This is a genomic window from Nocardioides secundeburneus, from assembly GCF_039939255.1.
Classification (GTDB): domain Bacteria; phylum Actinomycetota; class Actinomycetes; order Propionibacteriales; family Nocardioidaceae; genus Nocardioides.
In genome coordinates, this window is the sequence record NZ_JBDUUE010000003.1 from 268457 (window position 1) to 291968 (window position 23512).

Consider the following 23512-nt stretch of genomic DNA (forward strand, 5'->3'; position numbering starts at 1 on the left):
GGAACACGTTCTATCTCCCGCGACCCGCGCGTCGCCCCAGTCCGTGAAGGGTCGACGCCCATGCGTATCGCGATGCTGTCCTACCGCAGCAAGCCGCACTGCGGAGGCCAGGGCGTCTACGTGCGCCACCTCAGCCGGGAGCTGACGGCGCTCGGCCACGAGGTCGAGGTGTTCTCGGGCCAGCCCTACCCCGAGCTCGACGAGGGCGTCGGCCTGACCAAGGTGCCGAGCCTCGACCTCTACCGCGAGCCCGACCCGTTCCGGGTGCCGAGGCTGCGCGAGTTCCGCGACCTCGTCGACGTCCAGGAGTTCCTGGTCATGTGCCTGGCCGGGTTCCCGGAGCCGCGCACGTTCGCGCGCCGCATCAGCCGGATCATGAAGGAGCGGGCCGGCGAGTTCGACATCGCCCACGACAACCAGGTCCTCGGCCACGGACTGCTCGACATCGAGGGCTACGGCCTCCCGCTGATCACGACGGTGCACCACCCGATCACCTACGACCGCCGCATCGACCTCGCCCAGACGCGCCACCCGTGGCGCAAGATCACCCTGCGCCGCTGGTACGGCTTCCTGCGCATGCAGGGCCACGTCGCCCGCAAGGCCCGATGGATCCTGACGCCGTCGGAGACGTCGAAGCGCGACATCGCGACGGACTTCGGCGTCGACCCCGCCAAGATGCAGGTCATCCTGCTGGGCGTCGACGACATGTTCGTGCCGCCGCCGGCCGACCGGCCGCGGGTGCCGGGTCGGATCATGGCGATGGCCAGCGCCGACGCACCGATGAAGGGCATCTCCACGCTGCTCGAGGCCTTCGCGAAGCTGCGCACCGAGCGCGACCTCGAGCTGGTGCTGGTCACCAAGCCGCAAGCCGGTGGCCGCACCGAGAAGCTCATCGAGAAGCTCGGCATCGGTCCGCACGTCCGCTTCGTGCACGGCATCAGCGACGCCGAGCTCGTCGAGCTCATGGGCTCGGCCGAGCTCGCCTGCGTGCCGTCGCTCTACGAGGGCTTCTCGCTGCCGACCGCCGAGCTCATGGCCTGCGCCACGCCCCTCGTGGTCTCCCGCGCCGGCGCCATCCCCGAGGTCGTCGGCGACGACGGCGTGTGCGCGCAGCTGGTCGCGCCCGGCGAGGTCGACGCGCTCAAGCAGGCCATCGCCGGTCTGCTCGACGACCCCGAGCGCCGGGCCCGCATGGGCGAGGCCGGACGCCGTCGCGTGGAGGAGATGTTCAGCTGGCGGGCCGTCGCGGTCACGGTCGCAGCGGCGTACGAGAAGGTCATCGCCGACTTCGGGTCCGAGGTCGGATCCGAGAAGGAGAACTGAGATGTTGACCGTCGACTTCGACCGCCTGGGTCTCCAGGCCGGCGACCGTGTGCTCGACATGGGCTGCGGTGCCGGACGCCACGCGTTCGAGATGTACCGCCGCGGGGCCGACGTCGTCGCCTTCGACATGGACGCCGACGAGCTGGCCGGCGTCCTCGAGCTGTTCGGGGCCATGAAGGAGGCCGGCGAGGTGCCCGCGGGCGCGGAGGCCGACATCAAGCAGGGAGACGCCCTCGCGCTGCCGTTCGCCGACGGCGAGTTCGACCGCATCGTCGCCGCCGAGGTGCTCGAGCACATCCACGCCGACGTCGAGGCGATCAAGGAGCTCGTCCGCGTGCTGCGACCGGGCGGCACGCTCGCCGTCTCCGTGCCGCGGTGGCTGCCCGAGGTCATCAACTGGAAGCTCTCCGACGAGTACCACCACGCCGAGGGCGGCCACATCCGCATCTACACCGACCACGAGCTCGTCGACAAGGTCACCAAGGCCGGCCGGACCAACGACGGCACGCCCGGCGACGCGATGGTCTTCGAGGGCAAGGACTACGCCCACGGGCTGCACGCGCCCTACTGGTGGATCAAGTGCGCGGTCGGGGTGAACAACGACGACCACCCGGCCGCGAAGGCCTACCACCGGCTGCTGGTGTGGGAGATCATGAAGCAGCCGACCGCACTCAAGCTGGCCGGCAAGGTGCTCGACCCGCTCATCGGCAAGTCGATGGTGCTCTACTTCCGCAAGCCGCTCACCGAGTCGGCGTCGGGGGCTGCGTGACCGAGCCGCTGCCCTACGTCGACGGCGTCGTCACCGCCGGCCAGGTCGCCGAGACGGCGGCGGCCATCGTCGCGATGCAGGAGTCCTGTGGCGCCGTCCCGTGGACGACGGGCGAGCACGTCGACATCTGGAACCACGTCGAGGCGGCGATGGCGATGCTCGTCGGCGGTCAGGTCGACGCGGCCGAGCGTGCGCTCGACTGGGTGCCGACGATGCAGCGCCCCGACGGCTCGTGGCCGATGAAGATCGTGGCCGGCGAGGTCGTCGACCCGCGCGGCGAGGTCAACATGAGCGCCTACTTCGCCGTCGGGCTGTGGCACCACTGGCTGGTGCGTCACGACATCGGCTACGTCGTCCAGCACTGGGCCTCCGTGCGCGCCGGGCTCGACTGGGTCGTCTCGCTGCAGCAGCCCTTCGGGGGCATCCAGTGGACGCCGGACGACGAGCTCAGCCTGCTCACCGGCTGCTCCTCGATCTACCACTCGCTGCGGGCCGGCGTCGCGCTCGGCGAGCTGCTCGGCGAGCCGCAGCCGGAGTGGGAGCTCGCGGGCGGTCGCCTCGGGCACGCCATCCGGCGCCACCGCGACCGGTTCGAGGACAAGTCGACCTACTCGATGGACTGGTACTACCCGGTGCTCGGCGGTGCCGTCACCGGCGCGGCGGCCTCGGAGCTGATCGCGTCGCGGTGGGACGACTTCGTGGTGCCCGGTCTCGGCCTCCGCTGCGTCGACACCAACCCGTGGGTGACCGGTGCCGAGACCTGCGAGCTCGCGCTCACCCTCGACCTGATCGGCGACCACCGCCGCGCGCGCACCCTGCTCTCCGACATGCAGCACCTGCGCGGCGAGGCCGGCGCCTACTGGACCGGCTGGGTCTACGACGCCCGCGAGGGGGAGTCGAAGGACGTCTACTGGCCCGTCGAGCACACCACCTACACCGCCGCCGCGATGATCCTCTGCGTCGACGCGCTGGGGGAGACCTACGGCCACAGCTCGCCCGGCTCCGGCATCATGCGCGGCACCTCGTTCGGCCCGCACTTCGCCGAGATCGGCCTCGAGTGCGGCTGCGAGTCGGAGCGGGTCTGACCCGACGTCAGCCGACCGGGTCGCCCGCCTCGCCCGAGGTGCGCCGCAGCACCCGCATCGACCCGACGGTCTCGACGTCGTCCCACGCGCCGCCGGCGATGGCGCGCTGCCAGACGTGGAAGGGTGGTTGCCCGCCGTCGGCGGGATTCGGGAAGACGTCGTGGATGACCAACAGTCCGCCCGCCATCACCCAGGGCGCCCAGCCCGAGTAGTCGTTCTGGGCGTGCTCCTCGGCGTGCCCGCCGTCGATGAAGAGCAGGCTGAGCGGGGTGCGCCAGTGTGCGCTGACCGTGGTCGAGCGGCCGACGATCGCGACGACGACGTCCTCGAGACCGGCGTCGTGGATGGTGCGGCGGAAGACCGGCAGGGTGTCCATCCGGCCGATCGCGGGGTCGACGAGCGTGGCGTCGTGGTGCTCCCAGCCGGCCTGGTTCTCCTCCGAGCCGCGGTGGTGGTCGACGGTGAACACCGTGCCGCCGGCAGCCTGCGCGGCGGCGCCGAGGTAGATCGCCGACTTGCCGCAATAGGTGCCCACCTCGAGCAGGGGTCCGGACGACGCCCGCTCGGCCGCGCACCGGTGGAGCAGCGCGCCCTCGTCGTCGGGCATGAAGCCCTTGGCGGCCACCGCGTGGGCGAGGAGGTCGGCAGACAGGTCGGACACGGGCGTCAGGCTAGTGGGCGGTCGACGGCTCGCTGACCTGCGCGTCGTGGTCGAGCCCGGCGCGCCAGGTGTTCCAGTGCCAGTGCAGGTAGCGGTCGATCGCGCGGACGACGTGCGCCGAGCGGATCGAGGGGAAGACGTCGAAGGCGTGCTGGGCGCCGGGCAGCTCGGCGTAGACGACCGACTGCTCGCTCACCTGGCGCAGCCTCTCGACGAACAACCGCGCCTGGTTGACGTCGACGAGGCTGTCGTGGGCGCCGTGCAGCACGAAGAAGTCGGGCGCGTCGGGCGTGATGCGCAGCAACGGGGATGCGGCCTCGAAGGCCTCGGGGTCGTCGGCCCAGCGCGCGGCCATCACCTTCGGGGCGAGGAAGCGGTCGCGCATGAGCTCGGCGCTGCGCAGCCCGGTGGAGCCGGCGAAGTCGTAGACGCCGTAGTGGGGCACCGCACAGCGCACCGAGGTGTCGGCGTCCTCGAACCCCGGCTGCCACGACGTGTCGTCGGGCGTGAGGGCGGCGAGCGCGGCGAGGTGCCCGCCGGCCGAGCCGCCGGTGATGGCGACGTAGTCGGGGTCGCCGCCGTAGTCGGCGATGTGCTCCTTGATCCAGGCGATGGCCTGCTTGACGTCGATCACGTGGGCCGGGAAGTCGCTGCGCGGCGAGAGGCGGTAGTTGATGGCGACGCACACCCAGCCCTTAGCGGCGAGGTGGTTCATCAACGGGATGCCCTGTTGGTCCTTGCTGCCCAACATCCAGGCACCGCCGTGCACCTGCAGCAGCACCGGTGCGCCACCGTCGGGCACGCCGCCGGCGGGTGTGTAGACGTCGAGCAGGCCACGGCGTCCGTGGTCGTTGTAGGAGATGTCCCTCTCGACGTGCACCGCCTTGTCCTTCGAGCGGAAGGGGTAGGCGATCGTGCGCCACGGCGTCGCGAGCTCGGCCGGGGTGGGCAGGTGGTCGAGCCGCTCGCCGTAGTCGACGCCGAGCGCGTCTGTGAGCGCGCTCTCGGCCACCTGCTGGGTCGCGCGGCTCTGCTTGACCAGGTACGCCAGCCCCGCCGACGACGCCCCCGCGAGCGCGAGGCCGCGCCAGTCGCGTCGACCACCGGTGGTGTGCGCGGCGGCGTCGGCTGCGGTGAGGGCGAGCAGGTGGGGGGCGAGCTCGGTGGTGAGCCAGCCGGTGAGGAACGCGGGGACGCCGGCCCGGAACCCCGGGACCGGACGCAGGGCGTTGGCGGTGAGGGCGGCGGCGACGACCTGGCGGCGGAGGAACCCCATGCCCCGAGGTTACCTGCCGGTAGCGGCTGGTTCGAGCGGGCGGTGTGGGGCCTGCCCGCCGAAGTCGTGTGACTGGGTAGTGTTTGGCGGGTGACCCGTACCGTCGACGCCGACTACCTCGTGGTGGGGGCCGGAGCCGCCGGCCTCGCGTTCACCGATGCCCTCGTCGACCACGACCCCGACGTCCACGTGGCGCTGGTCGACCGACGCGACGGCGTCGGCGGGCACTGGCGGGCAGCGTACCCGTTCGTGCGGCTGCACCAGGCCTCGCAGTTCTACGGGGTCGCCTCGACCGTGATGGGCGGCGGCATCCAGCCGTCCGGCCCCGAGGCCGGCCTCTACGAGCGCGCCGACCAGCCGGCGATCCTGGCCTACTACGAGCAGGTGCTGGCCGAGCGCCTCGTCGGTCGCGGGCGCGTGACGACGTACTTCGGCCACGGCCACGCTGGCGGCGTCCTCGTGCCGCTCGACGGCGGCGGCCCGGTCGTCGTGCCCGAACGGTGCCGCGTCGTCGACGCCCGCTACCTGGCCCCCGACGTGCCGGCCGAGCTGCCGCCGCGCTTCGACGTCGCCGCGGGCGCCCACGTCGTGCCGGTCAACGCGGTACCGGCGCTCGGCGCGCACTCGCAGCACGTCGTCGTCGGCTCGGGCAAGACCGCCACCGACGCGATCGTGTGGCTGCTCGGCGAGGGCATCGACCCCGGCGCGATCACCTGGGTGCGCCCCCGCGACCCGTGGATGCTCGACCGGGCCGTGGTGCAGCCCGATCCCACGGTCTTCCTCGGCATGGCCGGCACCATGATGCAGTGCGCCGCCACGGCGACCTCGCTGCCCGCGCTGTTCCTGGCCCTCGAGGACGCCGGCGTGATGACCCGGGTCGACCGGTCGGTCGAGCCGACCATGGCCAAGGCCCCGACCCTCGGCGCGTGGGAGCTCGAGCTGCTCCGCTCGGTCGAGCACGTCGTCCGGCTCGGTCGGGTGCGGTCGGTCGAGCCGGGCCGCCTGCACCTCGACGACGGCACGGTCGACGTCGCGCCCGACGCGGTCGTCGTCAACTGCGCCGCCGACGGGCTCAAGAACCCCGCCCGCGTGCCCATCTGGACGCCTCAGGCGATCACGCCGCAGCCGGTCCGCGCCGGCTTCCCGTGCTTCGGCGCCGCCCTGGCCGGCTACGTGGAGGCCACCCGCGACGACGACACCGTCAAGAACGCGCTGTGCGCGCCGTCGTCCTACGGCAACTCGTTGGAGCAGTGGGCGGCGATGAACGTGCTCGGCGCCCGCAACGCCGCGGCGTTCGGCGCCGAGCCCGACATCGCCGCGTGGGCGTCGTCCGTCGCCCTCAACCCGGCGCGGGTCGCGCCCGACCACCCCGGGTCGCCGGCCCTCGACGCCGCCCGCGAGCGGCTGGCCACCTTCGGTCCTCCCGGCGTGGCGCGGCTCGCCGCGCTGGCCGGGCTCAGCTGACGAGGCGCTCGATCGCCGAGACGGCCGCCTCGGCGCCGGGCAGCGCGTCGACCTCGGCGGCGACCTGCCGGGCCCGCTCGTGCAGGCCCAGGTCGGCGACGGCGGCGGTGACGGCGGTCGCGATCACCTCGGGGGTCGCGGACGAGGCGTCGAGCACCCGCGCCACGCCGAGCTCCTCGGCCCGTGCCGCGTTGTGCGGCTGGTCGGCGCCGAGGGGCAGCAGCACCGACGGGAGCCCCTGTGTCAGCGAGGCCATCAGGCTGCCCGAGCCGCCGTGCGAGACGACGAGGTCGACCGCGGGCAGGACGTCTTCCTGCGGTACGAAGCGCTCGACGCGGAGGTGGCCGGGACGCGGGCCGAGGTCGTCGGGGTCGACCTGGTTGCCGACGGTCAGCAGGCAGTCGGCGTCGACGACACCCAGGGCGGCGACGAGGCGCTCGAGCAGGTCGCCGCACTCGGTGTTGAAGATGGTGCCGAGCGTGGCGTAGACGCGCGGCCTCCGATCGTTCCTGCCGGCCGGAGAGCGAGGGCGGGTCCGTGCGCCGCCCCGGAAGTGCACGACCTCGTCGCGCGGGACGATCGTTGCCGCAGGGCTGCGGAACGACGGTGCGAACGGGACCAGGACCAGCCCGCGGGACAGCGCGACGAGGTCCGGGTCGGGGCCCAGGCCGTGCTCGGCCCGGACGGCGTCGAGCCGGGGGACGACGAGGTCGGGTCGGACCAGCGTGCCGGCGGCGAGCACCGTCACGCTCGCCACCGGCACGCCGAGCACCTCCGCGGCGACGGTCGCGCCGAGGTCGGCGTCGTCGCGCACCATCACGTCCGGGCGCCACGACCGGGCGAGCTCCTGCAACGCCACGGCGTGGCGGCGGGCCCCGCGGTCGGCGAAGTTCTCGGCGAACTCGATCTCGGTGGCGCGACTGCTCACGGGGAGCAGCGGAGTCAGGTCGCGCCCCCGGCCGGCATCGCCGCTCGGCCGGGCGGGACCCGTGGCCAGCGCAGGGAACCCGGCCGCCTCGATGCTCGGCGCGAGGCCGCCGTGCCCGGCCACGGCCACGTCGTGCCCGGCGTCGCGGGCGGCCCGGGCGACCGGCAGGAGCGGGTGGAGATGCCCGAGGCCGCCGATGAAGGTGAACAGGATCCGCACCGAGGTCACGCTACGTGCGCCGGCGGGCCAGGCCGTCGCCGTCCGTACGATCGGCGGGTGCCCCCGCCGTCCCCGCTGCCGCGCCGGCACGGGCTCGAGGCCGCGTGGGTGGTGACGCCCGACCGGCACACCGCGCCCCCGTCGCGGTGGCCGAGCATGGGCGCCTGGCTCCGGGACAAGGTCGACGAGCGGGTCGACGTCGAGCGCCTGCTGGCCGAGGCCCGGTTCGTCTACGGCGACGGCCGCCCAGTGCGCGACGACGACCCCTACGCCACGACCGCGTTCGTGTGGTTCCACCGCGACCTGCGCGACGAGCCGGTGGTGCCGGGCGAGCTCACCGTCGTGCACCGCGACGAGCGGGTCGTCGTGGTCGACAAGCCGGCGTTCCTGTCGACGGTGCCGCGGGGCAACCACGTCGTGCAGAGCCTGGTCGTGCGGCTGCGCGACCAGCTCGGCCTGCCCGACCTGACCACGATGCACCGCCTCGACCGGGTGACCTCGGGCCTCGTGCTGTGCGTCGTGGGCAAGGAGCACCGCGCGGCGTACCAGTCGATGTTCGCCACCGGCACCGTGGCCAAGACCTACCGGGCGCTGGCGCCGTGGCGCGCCGGCCTCGCCGGTTCGGACGGCGTGGTCGTGCGCAACCACATCCGCGCGGTCCCGCGCACCGGACGGGCCGAGGTGGTGCCCGACGCGCCCGTCAACGCCGAGACGCTGGTCGAGGTCGAGCGACGGCTCGGCGGTCCCGACGACCTGGCCGTCTACCGGCTCTCGCCGCGCACCGGCCGCACCCACCAGCTGCGCCTGCACCTGCTCGGCCTCGGCGTCCCGATCGTCGACGACCCCCTCTACCCGGTCGACCGGCAGGTCCCGATCGACGACTTCTCCGAGCCGCTGCAGCTGCTGGCCGCCGAGCTCGCCTACGTCGACCCCGTCGACGGGCAGGTGCGGCACCACCGCAGCGCCCGCAGGCTCCCGCTCCGAGCGCAGGGTGACCAGGACGAGGGCTCCCGACAGCTGCGTCGTGATCCGAACTGATGCGTAAGCAATGAGGTTCATTGCCGCGATGTGAAGGTAATGTCTTCACATGAGCATCGCGCAGCCAGTGGTCGTCGTCATCGGGGACGTCGTCGGGTCTCGACGCGCGGTCGACCGTGCGGTCCTCCACGCCGTCGTCGTCGACGCCCTGGAACAGGTCAACCGGCGCTGGGACGGCGACCTGCGCATCACCGTCGGCGACGAGTACCAGGGCACCCTGCCGAGCCTGGGCGCGGCGCTGACGGCCACCGTGTGGCTGCGCCTGTCCCTCCTGCCCGACCACGACGTCCGCCACGGCATCGGCCGCGGCACCCGAACCGCCCTCGATCCCGCCGCCGGCATCGAGGACGGCCCCGCGTGGTGGGCCGCCCGGGCGGCCATCGACGAGGCCCGAGCCCGGGCGGGCCGGGCCGCGACCCGCGCCGCCCGCACGTCCTACCGGGTGGCCGACGGCGTCGACGAACCGGTCGCGGCGGTCGAGGCCGCCCTGCTGGCCCGTGACGAGCTCGTCGGCCGCCTCGACGAGCGCTCACTGTCGGTGCTCGGTGGTCTGATGTCCGGACGCACGCAACGTGAGCTCGCCGACGAGCTCGACGTGTCGGCCTCGGCCGTCTCGCAGCGCGTGCGTCACGACGCGATCGGCGTCGTGCAGACGATGACGACCTGGCTGGAGGAGCTCGCATGACGTTGCTGGGCCTGCTGCTCCTCGGCACGGCCCTCACCGACCTCGCGTTCTCCCTGCGCACCTCGCCACGTCGCGCCGAGGCCGTCGGCGCTGCGGTGGTCGTCGCGGTCGGCCTGGCCGCGGGCCTCACCTCGTTCGTCGAGGTCGGCGCGCTGGTCCTGGTCGCCGCGGCGACGATCGGCTGGGGCGAGGCCGTCACGTACGGCTTCCGCACCCGGTGCTACCGCCTGCCCCTGCTCGTGCTCGCCGGCCTCGGCGCCGCATCGGTGCTGGTCTCGGGTGCCTCGCCCGAGGCCGGTGGGTTGCTCGGCGACTGGCTGGCGGCGTCCGACCTGCCCGTGCTGGCCCGGCTCGAGCCCGACCGTGCCCTGCTGCTGGGCGGCGTCCTGGTGTGGCAGGTGTCGTCGGGCAACGTGGTCGTCCGGCTCGTGCTGGGCGCCACCGGCACCACCCACCCGGGGCGCACCAGTGCCGGCTCGTCCGCGCTCAAGGGTGGCCGCCTGCTCGGCCCGATGGAGCGACTGTTCATCGTCGGGTTCGGGGTCGCCGGCGAGCTCACCGCGGCCAGCATCGTCGTCGCCGCCAAGGGGCTGCTGCGGTTCCCCGAGCTCCAGTCGGCGCGGGCCTCACCGGGCGGCGCCTCGACGCCGACCGCGGCCGGCATCCACGAGGTGACCGAGTACTTCCTGGTGGGCAGCTTCGTCTCCTGGTCGGTCTCGCTCCTCTCGCTGGTCCTGATCGCCGGTTGACGGCCGTCCGACCGATGGCGAGGCAGGCTGGAGCCATGAGCACGAGTCCTGTCGGGAGCACGCCCCGGGTCGTCGCGATCCACGTCGCCAAGGGCACCCGCCTGCCGATGCGCTCGGTCGAGCAGGTCGACGTCGAGGCCGGCCGGGGCATCGTCGGCGACCGTTACCACGGCACCCGGCACCGCCACGTGTCGGTGCAGAGCCTCGACGCACTGGCCGAGGCCGCCGAGCGGCACGGTGCCGACGTGCCGGCCGGGCTGACGCGCCGCAACCTCACCCTCGACCACGGCACGGTGCCCCGGACGCCGGGCACCCGGGTGCGCGTCGGCGCGGTGCTGCTCGAGGTGGTGCGGGTCGCGGCGCCGTGCAAGCTGCTCGACGACACCATCGGTCCCGGCGCCCAGGAGGCGCTGCGCCACCGGGGCGGGTCGATCTTCCGGGTGCTCGAGGGCGGCCCGGTGTCGGTCGGTGACGCCGTCGAGCTCGACGTACCGGCAGGGTGAGTCGACGACGCGAGCCGGTCACTAGCGTGCGGTCATGGCCGAACGACACGTCCGTCTCGTCCTGCCGCACCAGCTGTTCGAGTCGCACCTCGACGCCGACACCGGCACCACCTTCGTGCTGGTCGAGCACGACCTGCTGTTCCGCCAGTACCGCTTCCACGCCCAGAAGCTCGTCCTGCACCGGGCCAGCATGCGGCGCTTCGCCGACCGCCTCCGCGAGCGCGGCCACGACGTCGAGGTGCTCGAGACCGACGGCCGGACGACGTCGCGCGCCGCGCTGGCCCGGCTGGTGCAGCGGCTGGCGCCCACCTGGGTGAGCGTCTACGACGTCGTCGACGACTGGCTCGGGCAGGACCTCGTCGCCGGGCTCGCCGACGGCGGCTACGAGCTGCAGGCCGCCGACGTGCTCGACACCCCCAACTTCCTCACCACGCGACACCAGCTCTCGGACTACTTCGCCGAGGCCGGCGGGCGGGCGCGCATGCAGCACTTCTACGCCTGGCAGCGCCAGCGGCTCGACGTGCTCGTGACCAGCACCGGCAAGCCTGAGGGCGGGCGCTGGTCGTTCGACGAGGAGAACCGCAAGAAGCTGCCGAAGGGCCACCCGGTCCCGCAGCCACGCCGCATCGACCCCGCCGACCGGCACGAGCACGTCGACGACGCGATCGCCTGGGTCAAGCGGGCGTTCGCCGACAACCCGGGCAACGCCGACGCGTTCGCGTGGCCGACCAGCCACGGCGAGGCCGATGCGGCCTACGAGGAGTTCCTGGCCGAGCGGTTCGCCGAGTTCGGCCCCTACGAGGACGCCCTGTCACGCGCGGAGACTTGGGTCTTCCACTCGCTGCTCACGCCGCCGCTCAACGTCGGCTTGATCTCGCCGCGCCGTGTGCTCGCTCGGGCGCTGGAGGTGGGGGAGTCCAACGCCGTGCCCCTCGCGAGCCTCGAGGGCTTCGTCAGACAGGTCGTCGGGTGGCGCGAGTACATGCGGGCCACCTACGCCCTCTACGGCCGACGGTTGCGCAGTCACAACCACCTCCAGCACGGCAGGTCCCTCGCCCCCGGGTGGTGGACGGCGTCCACCGGGCTCGGCCCGGTCGACCACGTGCTCGAGCGGGTGCTGGAGAACGGCTGGGCGCACCACATCGAGCGACTGATGGTGCTGGGCAACGCGATGACCCTGCTGCGCACCGACCCCGACGCGGCGTACGAGTGGTTCATGGAGATGTTCGTCGACGCCTACGACTGGGTGATGGTGCCCAACGTCTACGCGATGAGCCAGTTCGCCGCGGGGGAGGCCATCACCACCAAGCCCTACGTGTCGGGCAGCAACTACCTGCGCAAGATGAGCGACTACCCCGGGGGCGAGTGGGGCGAGTGGCGCGAGGCGTGGGACGGCCTCTACTGGACCTTCGTGCGCGACCACCGCGCGGTCTTCGAGCGCAACGCGCGCTCGGGGTTCGCGGTGCGCACCTACGACGGCCTCGCCCCGGCGACGAAGGCGAAGCACACGCGCAACGCCCAGCAGTGGCTGGACCGGGGCTGAGCGATGCCGCGCCTGAACGCCCTCGAGCTGCTCCCCGACGACGACGGCGAGGCCGCCGTGCGCGCCGACTGGCAGGCCTTGCGCGACGCGGGTCTGCCCTCCCAGCTCGACCACGCCGGCGCGACCAACACCCCGCACGTCACCGTCGTCGCCGTGCCCGCCCTCGACGCCGACGACGAGGCTCGGGCCGTCGACCTCCTCGCGCCCCTGCTGCCGATCCAGGTGCGGGCCTCCGGCCTCGCCGTGCTCGGGCGCGAGCGGCTGACGATCGCGCGGCTGCTCGACGTCGACGACCCCGTCCTGCGGGCCGTGCTCGACCTGCGGGCCACGCTCGAGGACCACGCGCACCCGGGGTGGCTGGCCCACGTCACCCTCGCCCGCCGCTTCCCTCGCGCCGACCTGCAACGTGCCGTCGACCTGCTCGGCGCCGACGACGTCGTCCTGCGACTCACCCGGCTGCGCCGGTGGGACCCCGAGGCCGGGACCGTCACTCCTCTGGCGCCACCAGCTCGAGGTTGATGTCGTCGGGGTCCTGGAAGGACAGGATCGACATCCCGTTGCCCGTCAACGAGATGACTCCGCCGTTCTCGACACCTGCGGCGTCGAGCCGCTCGGCCGCCGACTCGAGGTCGGCCTTGGTCGGCACCCCGAACGACACGTGGTCGAGCCCGACGCGCGTCGAGTCGAACCGGTCGCCGCTGGGGGCCACGGGCCGCAGGCCGAAGAGCTGGCCGTCGAGCTCGAACACGCAGCCGCCGTAGAAGCGCTGGGGGTCCTCGGAGGCACCGGGCTCGTCGACCTGGTCGGTCGCGTCGATCTGCGGGTCGCGTCCGAAGACGGTGGAGTAGAAGTCCTTGCTGCGGGCGATGTCGGTCACGGTGACCCGGACGTGGTGGATCCCCTGCAACGGAGCGATCGCGCTCGTGGTTTCGGTCATTACCCAACCCTGCCCGACGCCGTGCCGGATCCGGCCACCCCGCGGGGTGCCCGGCCACGTGAGAGCCGCCGGGGCCTCCGCTTCCTGACCGTTCGGCGCGACCGGGCCTGGCCGATACCGCGACCGGGTGAACGGTGATGGCTAGGGTCGTCACCGTGAGCGAGCTGCCTGTGCTGACGGCCGAGGAGCAACGTGTCCTGGGAAGCCTCCTGGAGAAGGAGGTCACGGTGCCGGCGTCGTACCCGATGACCGTCAACAGCGTCCGGACGGCGTGCAACCAGTCGAGCAGTCGTGAGCCCGTCGTCGACTACGACGAGCGCGTGGTCCACGAGACGCTGCGGGCACTCAAGCAGCGCGAGCTGACGGCGGTGACGTGGGAGGACCGCGGCCGCCGGACCATGAAGTACGTGCAGACCATCTCGGTGCGGCTCGACCTCGCCGACGACGAGCGGGCACTGCTCACCGTGCTGCTGCTCCGTGGTGCCCAGCCGCCGGGCGCGCTCAAGAGCCGCACCGAGCGCCTGCACGCCTTCACCGACCGCGGGGCTGTCGAGGCGTGCCTGGTGCGCATGGCTGCGCGCGACCAGCCGCTCGTGCAGCAGCTGCCCAAGCAGCCCCGCGAGCAGGACGCCCGGTGGATCCACCTGCTCGGCCCCGTCGACCTCCCCGCCGGCGAGGCGTCGTCCGCCCCTGCCGTCGACCGCGACACCGTCATCGCCGGTGGCGCCGAGGCGCGCGACGCCAAGGTCCGCGCCTCCTACGGCGCGGTGGCGTCGTCCTACGCCGAGTCGCTGATCGCCGGGCTCGACGGCCTGCCGTTCGAGCGCTGGCTGCTCGACCGGGTCGCCGCGCACGCCGGTACCGACCCCGTGGTGGAGGTCGGCTGCGGCCCCGGCCACGTGACCGCCTACCTCGCCGAGGCCGGCGCCGACGCCACCGGCATCGACCTCACGCCCGAGATGGTCGAGGAGGCCCGTCGGCGCTACCCCGACGGCGTCTACGAGGTCGGCGACCTCCGCTCGCTGATGCGTCCGGTCAACGCCACCGGGTGGGCCGCGGTCCTCGGGTGGTACTCGCTCATCCACCTCGGCGCCTCCGAGCTGCCCGCCGCGCTCGAGGCCCTGGTGCGCCCGATGCGCAGCGACGGCTGGCTCGTGCTCGCGCTGCACTCGGGCGCCGAGGTCCGCCACCACGACTCGTGGTTCGACCACGAGGTCGACCTCGACTTCGTCTTCCACGAGCCCGCCGACGTGGTCGGCCTGGTCACCGCCGCGGGTCTCGTCGACGCGGAGTGGTACCAGCGCGGGCCGATGGCCGGCCGCGGCGAGTCGACCGACCGGCTCTACGTGGTGGCCCGCAAGCCCTGACTCACGCGCCGTCCCAGCGGGCGGCGCGGCTGTCGACCGGCACGACGACGTTCACCGCGTTGCGCTCGACCCGGAAGGTGAGCGGGGTGCGCTCGACGACCTCGCCGTCGAGGTTGACCGGCTGCGAGGGCGACGTCACCACGCGGACGGCGGTCGTGACGGCGTGGTGCACGCGCTCGTGCTCGACGAACCCGCCGTGCTTGAACAGGCGGGCGATCGAGACGTGGTCGCGCACGCGTCCCTTCTCGATGGCGTAGACGTCGAGGGTGCCGTCGTCGATGCCGGCCCCCGGGGCGACCGTGTAGCCGCCCCCGTAGTGGCGGCCGTTGCCGACGGCGAGCTGCAGCAGGTCGGCGACCTCGAGGGTCGGGTGGTCGCCGTCCGGGAACTCGATGCGGGCCGAGAACGGCTCGTGGCGCCGGTAGGCGAGCATCGTGGCGGCGGGATAGGCGGCGGGGCCGAGCCGGCGCTTCATGCCGGGGGCCAGGCGTGCGGTCACCCCGACCGACAGGCCCATCGAGGCGACGTTGAGGTAGGGACGGCGTCCGGCGCGACCGAGGTCGACGTCGACGACGCGGCCGGAGACCAGGGTGTGCACCGCGCCCTCGAGCGTCAGCGGGATCTCGACGGTGCGCGCGAAGTCGTTGGCCGTGCCGATCGGCAGGACGCCGAGCACGGTGCCGGTGCCCGCTACGGCACCCGCTGCGGCCCCCACGGTGCCGTCCCCGCCGGCGACCACCAGGAGGTCGGGGTCGGTCGCGAGCGCCGCGGCGAGCGCGGTGTCGAGCCCGCCGTCGGCGACCGGGTGCAGCCGCACGGTGCCGGCGCCGGCCTCGTGCAGGAGCCGACGGGCGACGTCGGCCGCCGTCCGGCCTCGGCGGGCGCCGGTGTTGACGACGAGGGACACGTCGTCGACGCGTGCCGCGCGGACGGCGGGCGTGGGCTGGACCGGGGTGGGCGGGCTGTCGCTCATGTCGCTCGACCGTAGGTCGCCTCGATGAGCGTCAGATGAGAACAGCCTGGCCGGACCGTGTGGTCCGGCCAGGCTGCGGCGTGCCGACCCCGGTGGGGGTGGCGGAGGTCTCAGCCCTCGAGCGAGGCGTCGAGGGTGATCTCGACGCCGGTGAGGGCCTTGCTGACCGGGCAGCCGGCCTTGGCGGCGTCGGCGGCCTGCTTGAAGCCGGCCTCGTCGAGGCCGTCGACCTCACCGACGACGGTGAGCTTGATGCCGGTGAGGCGGAAGCCGCCGTCGGGGTCGGGGCCGAGCGAGACGTCGGCGGTCACGTCGAGCGACTGCGGGGTGCCGCCGGCCTCGGCGATCAGGGCCGAGAGCTGCATGGCGTAGCACGAGGAGTGGGCGGCGGCGATGAGCTCCTCCGGGGAGGTGGTGCCCCCGGCGTCGTCGGCGGCACGCTTGGGGAACGAGACGTCGTAGGTGCCGACCTTCGAGCTGGACAGCTCGACCTGGCCGGAGCCCTCCTGCAGCGAGCCGTTCCAGGCGGTGCGAGCGGTACGAGTGGGCATGGTGGTGACCTTTCGGATCGGTGAGGCGACGATGACTTACCTTGTGCACAAGATACTAGGGGGCGAGTAGTATTCCGTCCATGGCCAGTTCCTCCCCGACGCTCGCCCCCGCGGCCGGTGAGCTCGACGAGCTGCTCTGCTTCGACCTGTACGCCGCGCAGCGCGCCGTCACCGCCGCTTACCGCCCGATCCTCGGCGAGCTGGGCCTGACCTATCCGCAGTACCTCGTGCTCGTCCTGCTCTGGGCCCGCGGTGAGTGCACGGTGCGCGAGGTCGCGGAGGGGCTCCGGCTCGACCACGGCACCCTCACCCCGCTCCTGCGGCGCATGGAGACCGCCGGCCTCATCACCCGCCGCCGAGGCACCTCCGACGAGCGCACGGTGCTGCTGGCCCTCACGCCGACGGGCGACGCCCTGCGCGAGCACCGCGACGACGTCCAGTGCCGGATCGCGGAGGTGCTCGGGCTGCGCGAGCGCGACGTGGCCACGCTGCAGCGGCTGCTGCGCCGGGTGACCGTCGCCGCCCACGCCTCCCTGACCGACGACGACTGAGCCCCCGAGCGAGTCGTGGGTCAGGTCCGGGCCGTGAGCGCGGCCTCTCCGGCCAGCCGGACGACGTCCCACACGAGCGCCCTGGTCGGCACGGCGAGGCCGGGGTCGGCAGGCTCGTGCCGTCGTCGGTGCGGGTGCGGCCGCGCGGCGACCGCCCGCTCGACCACGGCCCGGTGGCGCGGGTCGAGGACGGCGAGGGCCGAGCGGGCCGCCGCGGCCCCGCCGACCACGTCGGCGTGCACTGCCGTGTGCAGCACGCGGCACGCGGTCATGACGACGTGCGGCTGCCACCACGCGCTCGCGAGCCGGTCGAGGTGGTCCTCGAGCTCCTCGGCCTGCGCTCGTGCGATGCCGAGCGCCTCGGCCCGCAGGACGTCGGGCGCGACCTCGGCCACGAGCACGGCCGGGTCCGGCCCCGCGAGGGTCACGCCCCGCTCGCGGAGCACCCACCGGGTGTGGGCGGTGTTGGCGTCGGCCGACAGCGCGAGCTCGCGTGAGCCGTCGGCGACGTGCCACCACCGGCGTCCGAGCGACATCGGGCTCCGGAGGTCGGCGGCGACGGCGTAGGAGACCTCGAGGCGGGCCGCCCACCCGCCGGCGTCGGGCAGGTGGGCGTGGATCGAGGCGAGCGCCTCGAGCGACTGGCCGTCCGGCGGGGCCTCGACCGCAGCGACGACGTCGACGTCGCTCCACTCGTCGGCGCCCCCGAGCGCGAACGAGCCGACGAGGTAGGCGCCGAGGACGCCGTCGTCCAGCACGGCACGGACGCCGCCGACCAGCGCGTCGAGCGCCGGTGCGGTCTCGTCGGACGGGGCCATGTCGCGACGGTGGCACAGCCGACGAGAGGATGCACGCCGTGAACCCTGGCTCGTCGGTGCTCGCCCGCGTCTCGCGCGAGCGCATGCACCTGTCCCTGATGCTCGGCCTCACCTTCGGCACCGGCATCGTCGACGCCGTCGGCTACCTCGGGCTCGACCGCGTCTTCACCGGCAACATGACCGGCAACGTGGTGATCCTCGGCATGGCCGTCGTGGGTGCCGACGACCTGCCGGTCCTCGGGCCGCTCCTCGCGCTGATCGGCTTCCTCGCCGGCGCGGCGCTGGGCGGGCGGGTGCTGCGGCACCAGCAGCAGAAGTGGACCGCGCGCACCACCTGGCTGTTCGCCTCGGTCGGCCTCGTCGAGCTGGCGCTCGCCGGCGTGGTCCTCGCCGCCCACGACGACCCGCCGCGCGCCGTCGAGATCGCCACGACCACCCTGCTCGGCGCGGCGATGGGCGTGCAGGCGGCCGTGGCGCGCTTCGTGGCGGTCAAGGACGTCACCACCGTCGTGGTCACCTCGACCCTCACGGGCCTCGCCGCCGACTCGGTGCTGGGCAGCGGCAAGGGCGGCGGCAGCGGACGCCGTGCGCTCGCCGTCGTCCTCATCATCGCCGGCGCCGCCGCCGGCGCGCTGCTGCTGAGGTGGCACCTGGCGGCCGGCCTGGTGGTCGCCGGCGTGGTCGTGCTGGTGTGTACCGGCATCGGTGCCTGGCACGACCGGGTGGCCGCAGGCTAGCCAGGGCGGGTCAGACGTTCACCGGCTTGCCGCCGGTGACGGCCACGACCTCGCCCGTGACGTAGGTGCTGTCGTCGCCGGCGAGGAAGACGAAGACCGGTGCCACCTCGGCCGGCTGGCCGGCGCGGCCCAGCGGCGTCGTCTCGCCGAAGCCGGCGACCTGGTCCTCCGGCATGGTCGCGGGGATCAACGGCGTCCAGATCGGACCGGGAGCGACGCTGTTGACCCGGACGCCCTGCTCGCCGAGGGCCTCGGCCAGGCCGCGGGTGAAGGCGACGATGCCCGCCTTGGTCACCGCGTAGTCGAGCAGCGGCGGGGCCGGCGACGAGGCCTGCACCGAGGAGGTGTTGATGATGCTCGCCCCGGCCGAGAGGTGGGGGAGCGCCTGCTGCGAGAGCCAGAACAGCGCGTAGAGGTTGGTCTTGAACACGCGGTCGAGCTGCTCGGGGGTGATGTCGGCGAGACCCCCGGGCTGCGCCTGCTGGTAGGCGGCGTTGTTGACCAGCACGTCGAGGCCGCCGAGCTCGTCGACGGTCCGTCCGACCGCCTCGGCACAGAACGCGCGGTCGCGGATGTCGCCCGGCAGCCGGAGCACGCGTCGTCCGGCGTCGGCGACCCAGGCGGCGGTCTGCTCGGCGTCCTCGGCCTCCTCGGGCAGGTAGACCAGGGCGACGTCGGCGCCCTCGCGGGCGAACGCGATCGCCACCGCGCGGCCGATGCCCGAGTCGCCGCCGGTGATCAGGGCGACCTTGCCGGTCAGGCGGTCGTGGCCGACGTAGCTGCTCTCACCGTGGTCGGGCTCGTCGCCCATGCCGGGGGTGGTCGAGCCGGGCTGACCGACGTCGGGCAGCTGCTCGCCCTCGGTGTCGGGCTGGTCGTGGACGGTACGGGGGTCGGTCGTCATGGCACCGCCGGTGCCCAGGACCCGGAGGCCCAACCCAGCCTCACGGGTGAAGGGGCTTCCCCTGGGCAGGCCGCGTCGCTAGCGTGACGGCGTGTCGCAGACAACCCGGGAACGCCGGCTCCGCCGGCTCCAGCTGCCCGTGCCCGCCCCCACCGTGCACGTCGGCGAGGGCGAGCCGCTCCTGCTGCTGCACCCGTTCACGACCTCGCACGACGTGTGGGCCGACGTCGTCCCGACCCTCGCCGCCGAGCACGAGGTCGTGGCCGCGACGCTCCCCGGCCACTGGGGCGGCCCGGCCCTGCGGCGCCGCGAGGTGTCGCTCGAGGCCTACGCCGACGGGGTCGAGGTGCTCCTCGACGAGCTCGGGTGGGACACCTGCCACGTCGCCGGCAACTCGATCGGCGGCTGGCTCGCCTTCGAGATGGCCCGCCGTGGCCGTGCTCGCACGGTCACCGCGATCGCCCCGGCCGGCAGCTGGACCAAGTGGTCGCGCGCCGAGATCGTGGTCGGCGGCAAGTTCCTCGGGCTCTACCTCTCCGCCCTGCTGGGCAAGGTCCTGGGCGAGCGGGCCACCCGCCTGCCCGCCCGGCCGCTCGTGCTCAAGATCGTCAGCCACCACCCGGGCCGGGTCGCACGGGAGCGCGCCGACAACTTCATCCGGGCCGCGTCGCACTGCCCGTCGTTCTTCCCGTTCATCCTCTCCGAGCTGCGCGGCACCGGCCCGGGCGACGTCGTCGGCCTCGACGACGACGTCCCGGTGCGCCTCGTGCTGTGCGAGAACGACCTGCTGCTGCCGCCCGAGCGCTACGGCCGGCCCTACGCCGAAGCCATGCCGCACGCCGACGTCGTCACGCTCGACGACATCGGTCACATCCCGATGTTCGAGGACCCCGACCGCGTCGCCGCCACGATCCTCGAGCACCTGCGGGCCCACCGCGAGCAGCACGCGGCTACCGCGTGACGAACCCGGTCGCCTCAAGCGCGGCCCACACCTCGTCGCGGTGCTCGCGCAGGTAGGTCGAGGTCACGTGGTCGGCGTCCATCCAGACCACCTGACCGTCGACGACGGGGTGGCAGACGGGGTAGTCGGGACAGATCGTGCGCGTCAGGTCGAGCGTCGCGACGTCGGGCGACTCGGTGTCGAGCAGGCCGTAGACGTCGTCGACGGACGGCTGTCGCGGCGGGACGACGACCGCGCACTCGCCGAGCGTGCGGGCCGCGGCGAGGCACTCGATCGGGTTCGTGCCGCGCGCCTCGTAGCCGGCGGGGCCGAACATGCTGTGCACGATCGCCAGCCGCGGGCCGGCCGCGGTGACGAGTGCCGCGGTCTCGCGCGTCGTCCGGGCCTGCAGCTCGGCGAGCGACTCCCCACCCGTCGGGCTGCTGGGGCTGGACAGGTAGGGCTCCCACGCCGGGTCGGAGCGCGACAGGCCGACGGCGAGCACGACGTCGACGTCCATGAGCGGGAGCACCGCGGAGAAGAACGTGCGTCGCACCTCGGCGCAGGCCTGCTGGCCGTCGGGGTTGCCGCGCATGGTGTTGACCTGGTCGGCCTGCCACGGGCACCCCGAGCGCACGTTGGTGGAGAGGCGGAAGCCCTGCTCGACGGCCAGCTGCTCGAGGGCGGGCACGAGGGTGTTGGCCTGGCTGTCGCCGAGCAGCAGCACGTGAGGGGCGTCGTCCGGGCCCTCGACAAGGCGGCACGCGGCTGGGTCGGCGACAGTGCACGGCGTCGCGGTGTCGGAGCCGAAGTCGTCGCTGGCGGCGACGAGGTCGAGGTCGGGCGGCACCGGACCGCGGAGGGCGGGATCGCCGATGTCGACCACCGGACCCCGGTCGCCCGCGACGGCCGGGCGCGCGTCGCGGTCGAGGACGACGGGCGTCACGGCCGTCGCCACCACGACACTGGTCGCCAGGCCGGCCCCGACGACGACCCACGGCACCCGGTGCAGCGGGCGCGCGGTGCGCACGGGCACCTCGACCAGGCGGTACGACAAGGCCGCGAGCGCCGTCGCCACGACGGCGGTGATCACCAGGTCGACGACGGCGGTGACCTCGAAGACGCGCTGGACGACGAGCGTGACCGGCCAGTGCCACACGTAGGTCCCGTAGGAGACCTGGCCGAGGTAGCGCGGCACGGGGAGGGCGAGGAGTCGGGCGACCGGCCCGGCCGGGGCGCACCACAGGCCGGCGATCGTCAGCGCCGAGGCGGCGGTGGCCACCAGGCCGCGCTCCGACGCCGTCAGGCCGACGGCGTCGCTCGCCGTCACGAGCAGCACCACCAGCCCGACGCCGGCGGCGAGCGGCCACGCGAGGGCGCCGGTGGTGCCCGCGGGCCGGCGGTCGTCGTGCTGGTGGTGGGCGGCGCGGCGGAGCACGATCGTCATCAGCAGCCCGCCGGCCGCGAGCTGGTAGACCCGGGTGTGGGTGCCGTAGTAGGCCAGGTTCGGGTCGGAGGCCGCCGTGACGACCTGGGCCAGCGCCGAGGCCACGACCACGAGCGCCAGCACGGCTGCCAGCGCCCGGACGGGTCGACGGCTCAGGCGCACGACGAGCAGCACGACCACGGGGAAGACGATGTAGAACTGCTCCTCGATCGACAGCGACCAGAAGTGCAGGAACGGGCTGGCGGCGGCGTCGTCCTGGGCGAAGTAGTCGCGAGACTCGAGCACGAAGTGCCAGTTGGCGACGTAGAGGACCGAGGCTCGGGCGTCGTCGACGAGGTCGAGGCGGGCCGGCAGCGAGAGCAGCAGCAGCTGCAGCAACGCCGTGACCACGACGACGACCAGCGCGGCCGGCAGCAACCGCCGCACGCGTCGGGCGTAGAAGCGGCCGAGCCGGACCCGCCCGTCGGCCTGACGGTCGCGCAGCAGCACGCCGGTGACGAGGAAGCCCGAGAGCACGAAGAACAGGTCGACCCCGACGAAGCCGCCGTCGAGCAGCGCCACCTGGGCGTGGAAGGCCAGCACCAGGTAGACCGCGACGGCGCGGAGACCGTCGAGGTCCGGGCGGTAGCTCAGCGTCGCGCTCGGGGTCGGCGGTCGGGTGGACATCGGGCGCGATCCTATGACCCCGCTCGCGAGGGGCGGCGTCCTCCTGGGGCCAGCGACCTCGGCGGCAGGCGGTGGTCACTACCGTGAGGGGCGTGTCGCAGCCCGAGGTCCCCTCCCAGAGCCCCGACGCGACGAGCGCCGGGCAGGTCGGCCGCTGGCTCGGTGAGATCGATCTCGACGTCGAGTGGCGCCCCGGTGAGACGGATGGTCGACCCGGCGACGACGCTGCGGCCGTCGCCGCCCGCCGGTTCCGCGACGTGCTCGGCCGCTTCGCCTCCGGGGTCACCGTCGTGACCGCGATCGGCGCCGACGGACCCGTCGGCATGACGTGCCAGTCGTTCTCGAGCGTGTCCCTCGACCCGCCCCTCGTGCTCTTCGTGCCGTCCCGCACGTCCCGCGCCTGGCCGCTGATCCGGCGGGCCGGATCGTTCTGCGTCAACGTCCTCGCCGACGGCCAGGCCGGGGTCTCCGACACCATGGCCGGGCGCGGCACCGACAAGTTCGCCGGCGTCGACTGGACGCCGTCCGCCGTCACCGGCTCGCCCGTGCTGCCGGGCACGCTCGGCCACGTCGACTGCACGATCCACGCCGTGCACGAGTCCGGCGACCACGACGTCGTCGTCGGACGCGTCGTCGACCTCGAGGCCTCCGACGGTGATGCAGGTCCGCTGCTGTTCTTCCGGGGCCGCTACCGCACCACCCGCTGACCTCACCGACGGGCCGGAGCGGGCCCCGGCGGTAAGGTCCTCCGGGTGCCCACCCACCCGCTCTGGAACCCGTACGAGGTGCCCGACCTCGACCAGATCGCCGCGGTCCGACTCGCCCCCCAGGCCCCCGAGGTCGTCGAGGTCGTCGCGCCCGACCCGTCGTGGCCGGCGGTGTTCGACGGCGTCCGCGACCGGCTGGCGCGAGCCCTCGGCGACCGCGCGCTGTCGATAGAGCACGTCGGCTCGACCGCGGTGCCCGGCCTGTGGGCGAAGCCGGTGATCGACGTCGACCTGACCGTCGCCGACTCGGCCGACGAGCCCTCCTGGCTGCCCGACGTCGAGGCGCTCGGCTTCGAGCTGCGGGTGCGCGAGCCGGAGTGGGAGGAGCACCGGTTCCTGAAGTCGATGGCGCCCGAGGTCAACCTGCACGTGTGGTCGCGCGGTGCCCGCGAGCCGCGGCGGCACCGGGCGTTCCGCGACTGGCTGCGCGCCCACGACGACGACCGGGCACGCTACGCCGACGTCAAGCGCTCCGTGGCCGCCCGGGGCTTCGACGACGCCATGCTCTACAACAACGAGAAGGCGTGGGTCGTCTATGACATCTACGAGCGGATCTTCGCCGCCGACCCCGCCCACGAGCACGACCCGCGCCCGCGGGGCTGACCCCCGGG

At 73.7% G+C, this 23512-nt stretch carries 25 protein-coding genes; 16 read left to right on the top strand and 9 right to left on the bottom strand.

Annotation, left to right across the window (positions count from 1 at the left end):
• Nucleotides 1–60: 60 nt before the first annotated feature.
• The 3 genes from ABFT23_RS09405 to ABFT23_RS09415 are packed head-to-tail and all read left to right on the top strand — an operon-like array spanning nt 61 to nt 3177.
• Nucleotides 61–1323: a glycosyltransferase family 4 protein gene (locus ABFT23_RS09405; RefSeq protein ID WP_347894513.1), complete on the top strand. Its 1263-nt coding sequence runs from the start codon at nt 61–63 to the stop codon at nt 1321–1323.
• Between the two features lies 1 nt (nt 1324).
• The gene (locus ABFT23_RS09410; RefSeq protein WP_347894515.1) at nt 1325–2092 is read left to right on the top strand and encodes a class I SAM-dependent methyltransferase; all 768 of its coding nucleotides are present in this window, start codon (nt 1325–1327) and stop codon (nt 2090–2092) included.
• Nucleotides 2089–3177, top strand: a complete 1089-nt coding sequence (locus tag ABFT23_RS09415; protein ID WP_347894516.1) for a prenyltransferase/squalene oxidase repeat-containing protein — start codon at nt 2089–2091, stop codon at nt 3175–3177. The genes ABFT23_RS09410 and ABFT23_RS09415 overlap by 4 nt, the downstream gene beginning before the upstream one ends.
• A gap of 7 nt (nt 3178–3184) precedes the next feature.
• On the opposite strand, the gene ABFT23_RS09420 is transcribed toward ABFT23_RS09415, so the two are convergent.
• Together ABFT23_RS09420 and ABFT23_RS09425 are read right to left on the bottom strand one after the other, a co-directional pair.
• Nucleotides 3185–3838 carry a class I SAM-dependent methyltransferase gene (locus ABFT23_RS09420; protein WP_347894518.1) on the bottom strand — a complete coding sequence of 218 codons (654 nt, stop codon included), beginning with the start codon at nt 3836–3838 and terminating at the stop codon, nt 3185–3187.
• Nucleotides 3839–3848: 10 nt separating this feature from the next.
• Nucleotides 3849–5114: an alpha/beta hydrolase gene (locus tag ABFT23_RS09425; protein WP_347894520.1), complete on the bottom strand. Its 1266-nt coding sequence runs from the start codon at nt 5112–5114 to the stop codon at nt 3849–3851.
• A 90-nt stretch (nt 5115–5204) separates the two neighbouring features.
• On the opposite strand from ABFT23_RS09425, the gene ABFT23_RS09430 reads away from it, so the two are divergent.
• Nucleotides 5205–6578, top strand: coding sequence for an NAD(P)-binding protein (locus tag ABFT23_RS09430; RefSeq protein WP_347894522.1), 1374 nt, complete (start codon nt 5205–5207; stop codon nt 6576–6578).
• Here the strand turns inward: ABFT23_RS09430 and ABFT23_RS09435 are convergent.
• Nucleotides 6571–7725 (bottom strand): glycosyltransferase, encoded by a 1155-nt coding sequence (locus tag ABFT23_RS09435; RefSeq protein WP_347894523.1) that lies wholly within the window; start codon nt 7723–7725, stop codon nt 6571–6573. The two genes, ABFT23_RS09430 and ABFT23_RS09435, sit on opposite strands and share 8 nt — an antisense overlap.
• A gap of 57 nt (nt 7726–7782) precedes the next feature.
• Here ABFT23_RS09435 and ABFT23_RS09440 point away from each other — a divergent pair, with 57 nt between their 5' ends.
• From ABFT23_RS09440 to ABFT23_RS09465, 6 genes are read left to right on the top strand one after another with little or no spacing between them, the layout of a single operon-like run.
• Nucleotides 7783–8763 carry a pseudouridine synthase gene (locus tag ABFT23_RS09440; RefSeq protein ID WP_347894525.1) on the top strand — a complete coding sequence of 327 codons (981 nt, stop codon included), beginning with the start codon at nt 7783–7785 and terminating at the stop codon, nt 8761–8763.
• A 49-nt stretch (nt 8764–8812) separates the two neighbouring features.
• Nucleotides 8813–9448, top strand: coding sequence for a SatD family protein (locus ABFT23_RS09445; RefSeq protein ID WP_347894527.1), 636 nt, complete (start codon nt 8813–8815; stop codon nt 9446–9448).
• Nucleotides 9445–10197, top strand: coding sequence for a hypothetical protein (locus ABFT23_RS09450; RefSeq protein ID WP_347894529.1), 753 nt, complete (start codon nt 9445–9447; stop codon nt 10195–10197). Before ABFT23_RS09445 ends, ABFT23_RS09450 begins: the two co-directional genes overlap by 4 nt.
• 35 nt (nt 10198–10232) lie before the next feature.
• On the top strand, nt 10233–10700 hold the full coding sequence (locus ABFT23_RS09455) for an MOSC domain-containing protein (RefSeq protein WP_347894531.1): 468 nt from the start codon (nt 10233–10235) through the stop codon (nt 10698–10700).
• A gap of 34 nt (nt 10701–10734) precedes the next feature.
• Nucleotides 10735–12243 carry a cryptochrome/photolyase family protein gene (locus tag ABFT23_RS09460; RefSeq protein WP_347894532.1) on the top strand — a complete coding sequence of 503 codons (1509 nt, stop codon included), beginning with the start codon at nt 10735–10737 and terminating at the stop codon, nt 12241–12243.
• A 3-nt stretch (nt 12244–12246) separates the two neighbouring features.
• Entirely contained in the window at nt 12247–12762 is a 516-nt protein-coding gene (locus ABFT23_RS09465) for a hypothetical protein (RefSeq protein ID WP_347894533.1), read from the top strand.
• On the opposite strand, the gene ABFT23_RS09470 is transcribed toward ABFT23_RS09465, so the two are convergent.
• Complete coding sequence (locus ABFT23_RS09470; protein WP_347894535.1) at nt 12731–13180, bottom strand: VOC family protein; 450 nt, start codon at nt 13178–13180, stop codon at nt 12731–12733. The genes ABFT23_RS09465 and ABFT23_RS09470 overlap by 32 nt on opposite strands.
• Nucleotides 13181–13335: 155 nt before the next feature.
• Here ABFT23_RS09470 and ABFT23_RS09475 point away from each other — a divergent pair, with 155 nt between their 5' ends.
• The gene (locus ABFT23_RS09475) at nt 13336–14547 is read left to right on the top strand and encodes a DUF480 domain-containing protein (RefSeq protein WP_347894537.1); all 1212 of its coding nucleotides are present in this window, start codon (nt 13336–13338) and stop codon (nt 14545–14547) included.
• A 1-nt stretch (nt 14548) separates the two neighbouring features.
• On the opposite strand, the gene ABFT23_RS09480 is transcribed toward ABFT23_RS09475, so the two are convergent.
• Nucleotides 14549–15520, bottom strand: coding sequence for a lipid kinase (locus ABFT23_RS09480; protein ID WP_347894538.1), 972 nt, complete (start codon nt 15518–15520; stop codon nt 14549–14551).
• Nucleotides 15521–15630: 110 nt separating this feature from the next.
• Nucleotides 15631–16071, bottom strand: coding sequence for an OsmC family protein (locus tag ABFT23_RS09485; RefSeq protein ID WP_347894540.1), 441 nt, complete (start codon nt 16069–16071; stop codon nt 15631–15633).
• A gap of 80 nt (nt 16072–16151) precedes the next feature.
• Between ABFT23_RS09485 and ABFT23_RS09490 the strand changes: the two genes are divergently transcribed.
• Complete coding sequence (locus ABFT23_RS09490) at nt 16152–16622, top strand: MarR family winged helix-turn-helix transcriptional regulator (protein WP_347894542.1); 471 nt, start codon at nt 16152–16154, stop codon at nt 16620–16622.
• Between the two features lie 20 nt (nt 16623–16642).
• Here ABFT23_RS09490 and ABFT23_RS09495 read toward each other — a convergent pair whose 3' ends face one another.
• Entirely contained in the window at nt 16643–17440 is a 798-nt protein-coding gene (locus tag ABFT23_RS09495; RefSeq protein ID WP_347894544.1) for a nucleotidyltransferase domain-containing protein, read from the bottom strand.
• Nucleotides 17441–17478: 38 nt separating this feature from the next.
• Here ABFT23_RS09495 and ABFT23_RS09500 point away from each other — a divergent pair, with 38 nt between their 5' ends.
• Entirely contained in the window at nt 17479–18177 is a 699-nt protein-coding gene (locus tag ABFT23_RS09500; protein WP_347894546.1) for a YoaK family protein, read from the top strand.
• Between the two features lie 10 nt (nt 18178–18187).
• On the opposite strand, the gene ABFT23_RS09505 is transcribed toward ABFT23_RS09500, so the two are convergent.
• Nucleotides 18188–19081, bottom strand: a complete 894-nt coding sequence (locus ABFT23_RS09505) for an SDR family oxidoreductase (protein WP_347894547.1) — start codon at nt 19079–19081, stop codon at nt 18188–18190.
• A gap of 91 nt (nt 19082–19172) precedes the next feature.
• Here ABFT23_RS09505 and ABFT23_RS09510 point away from each other — a divergent pair, with 91 nt between their 5' ends.
• Nucleotides 19173–20042: an alpha/beta fold hydrolase gene (locus ABFT23_RS09510; protein ID WP_347894549.1), complete on the top strand. Its 870-nt coding sequence runs from the start codon at nt 19173–19175 to the stop codon at nt 20040–20042.
• On the opposite strand, the gene ABFT23_RS09515 is transcribed toward ABFT23_RS09510, so the two are convergent.
• Entirely contained in the window at nt 20032–22134 is a 2103-nt protein-coding gene (locus tag ABFT23_RS09515; RefSeq protein ID WP_347894551.1) for an acyltransferase family protein, read from the bottom strand. The two genes, ABFT23_RS09510 and ABFT23_RS09515, sit on opposite strands and share 11 nt — an antisense overlap.
• Nucleotides 22135–22226: 92 nt before the next feature.
• Between ABFT23_RS09515 and ABFT23_RS09520 the strand changes: the two genes are divergently transcribed.
• Complete coding sequence (locus tag ABFT23_RS09520; RefSeq protein WP_347894553.1) at nt 22227–22841, top strand: flavin reductase family protein; 615 nt, start codon at nt 22227–22229, stop codon at nt 22839–22841.
• Between the two features lie 45 nt (nt 22842–22886).
• On the top strand, nt 22887–23504 hold the full coding sequence (locus tag ABFT23_RS09525) for a GrpB family protein (RefSeq protein WP_347894555.1): 618 nt from the start codon (nt 22887–22889) through the stop codon (nt 23502–23504).
• Nucleotides 23505–23512: the final 8 nt, after the last annotated feature.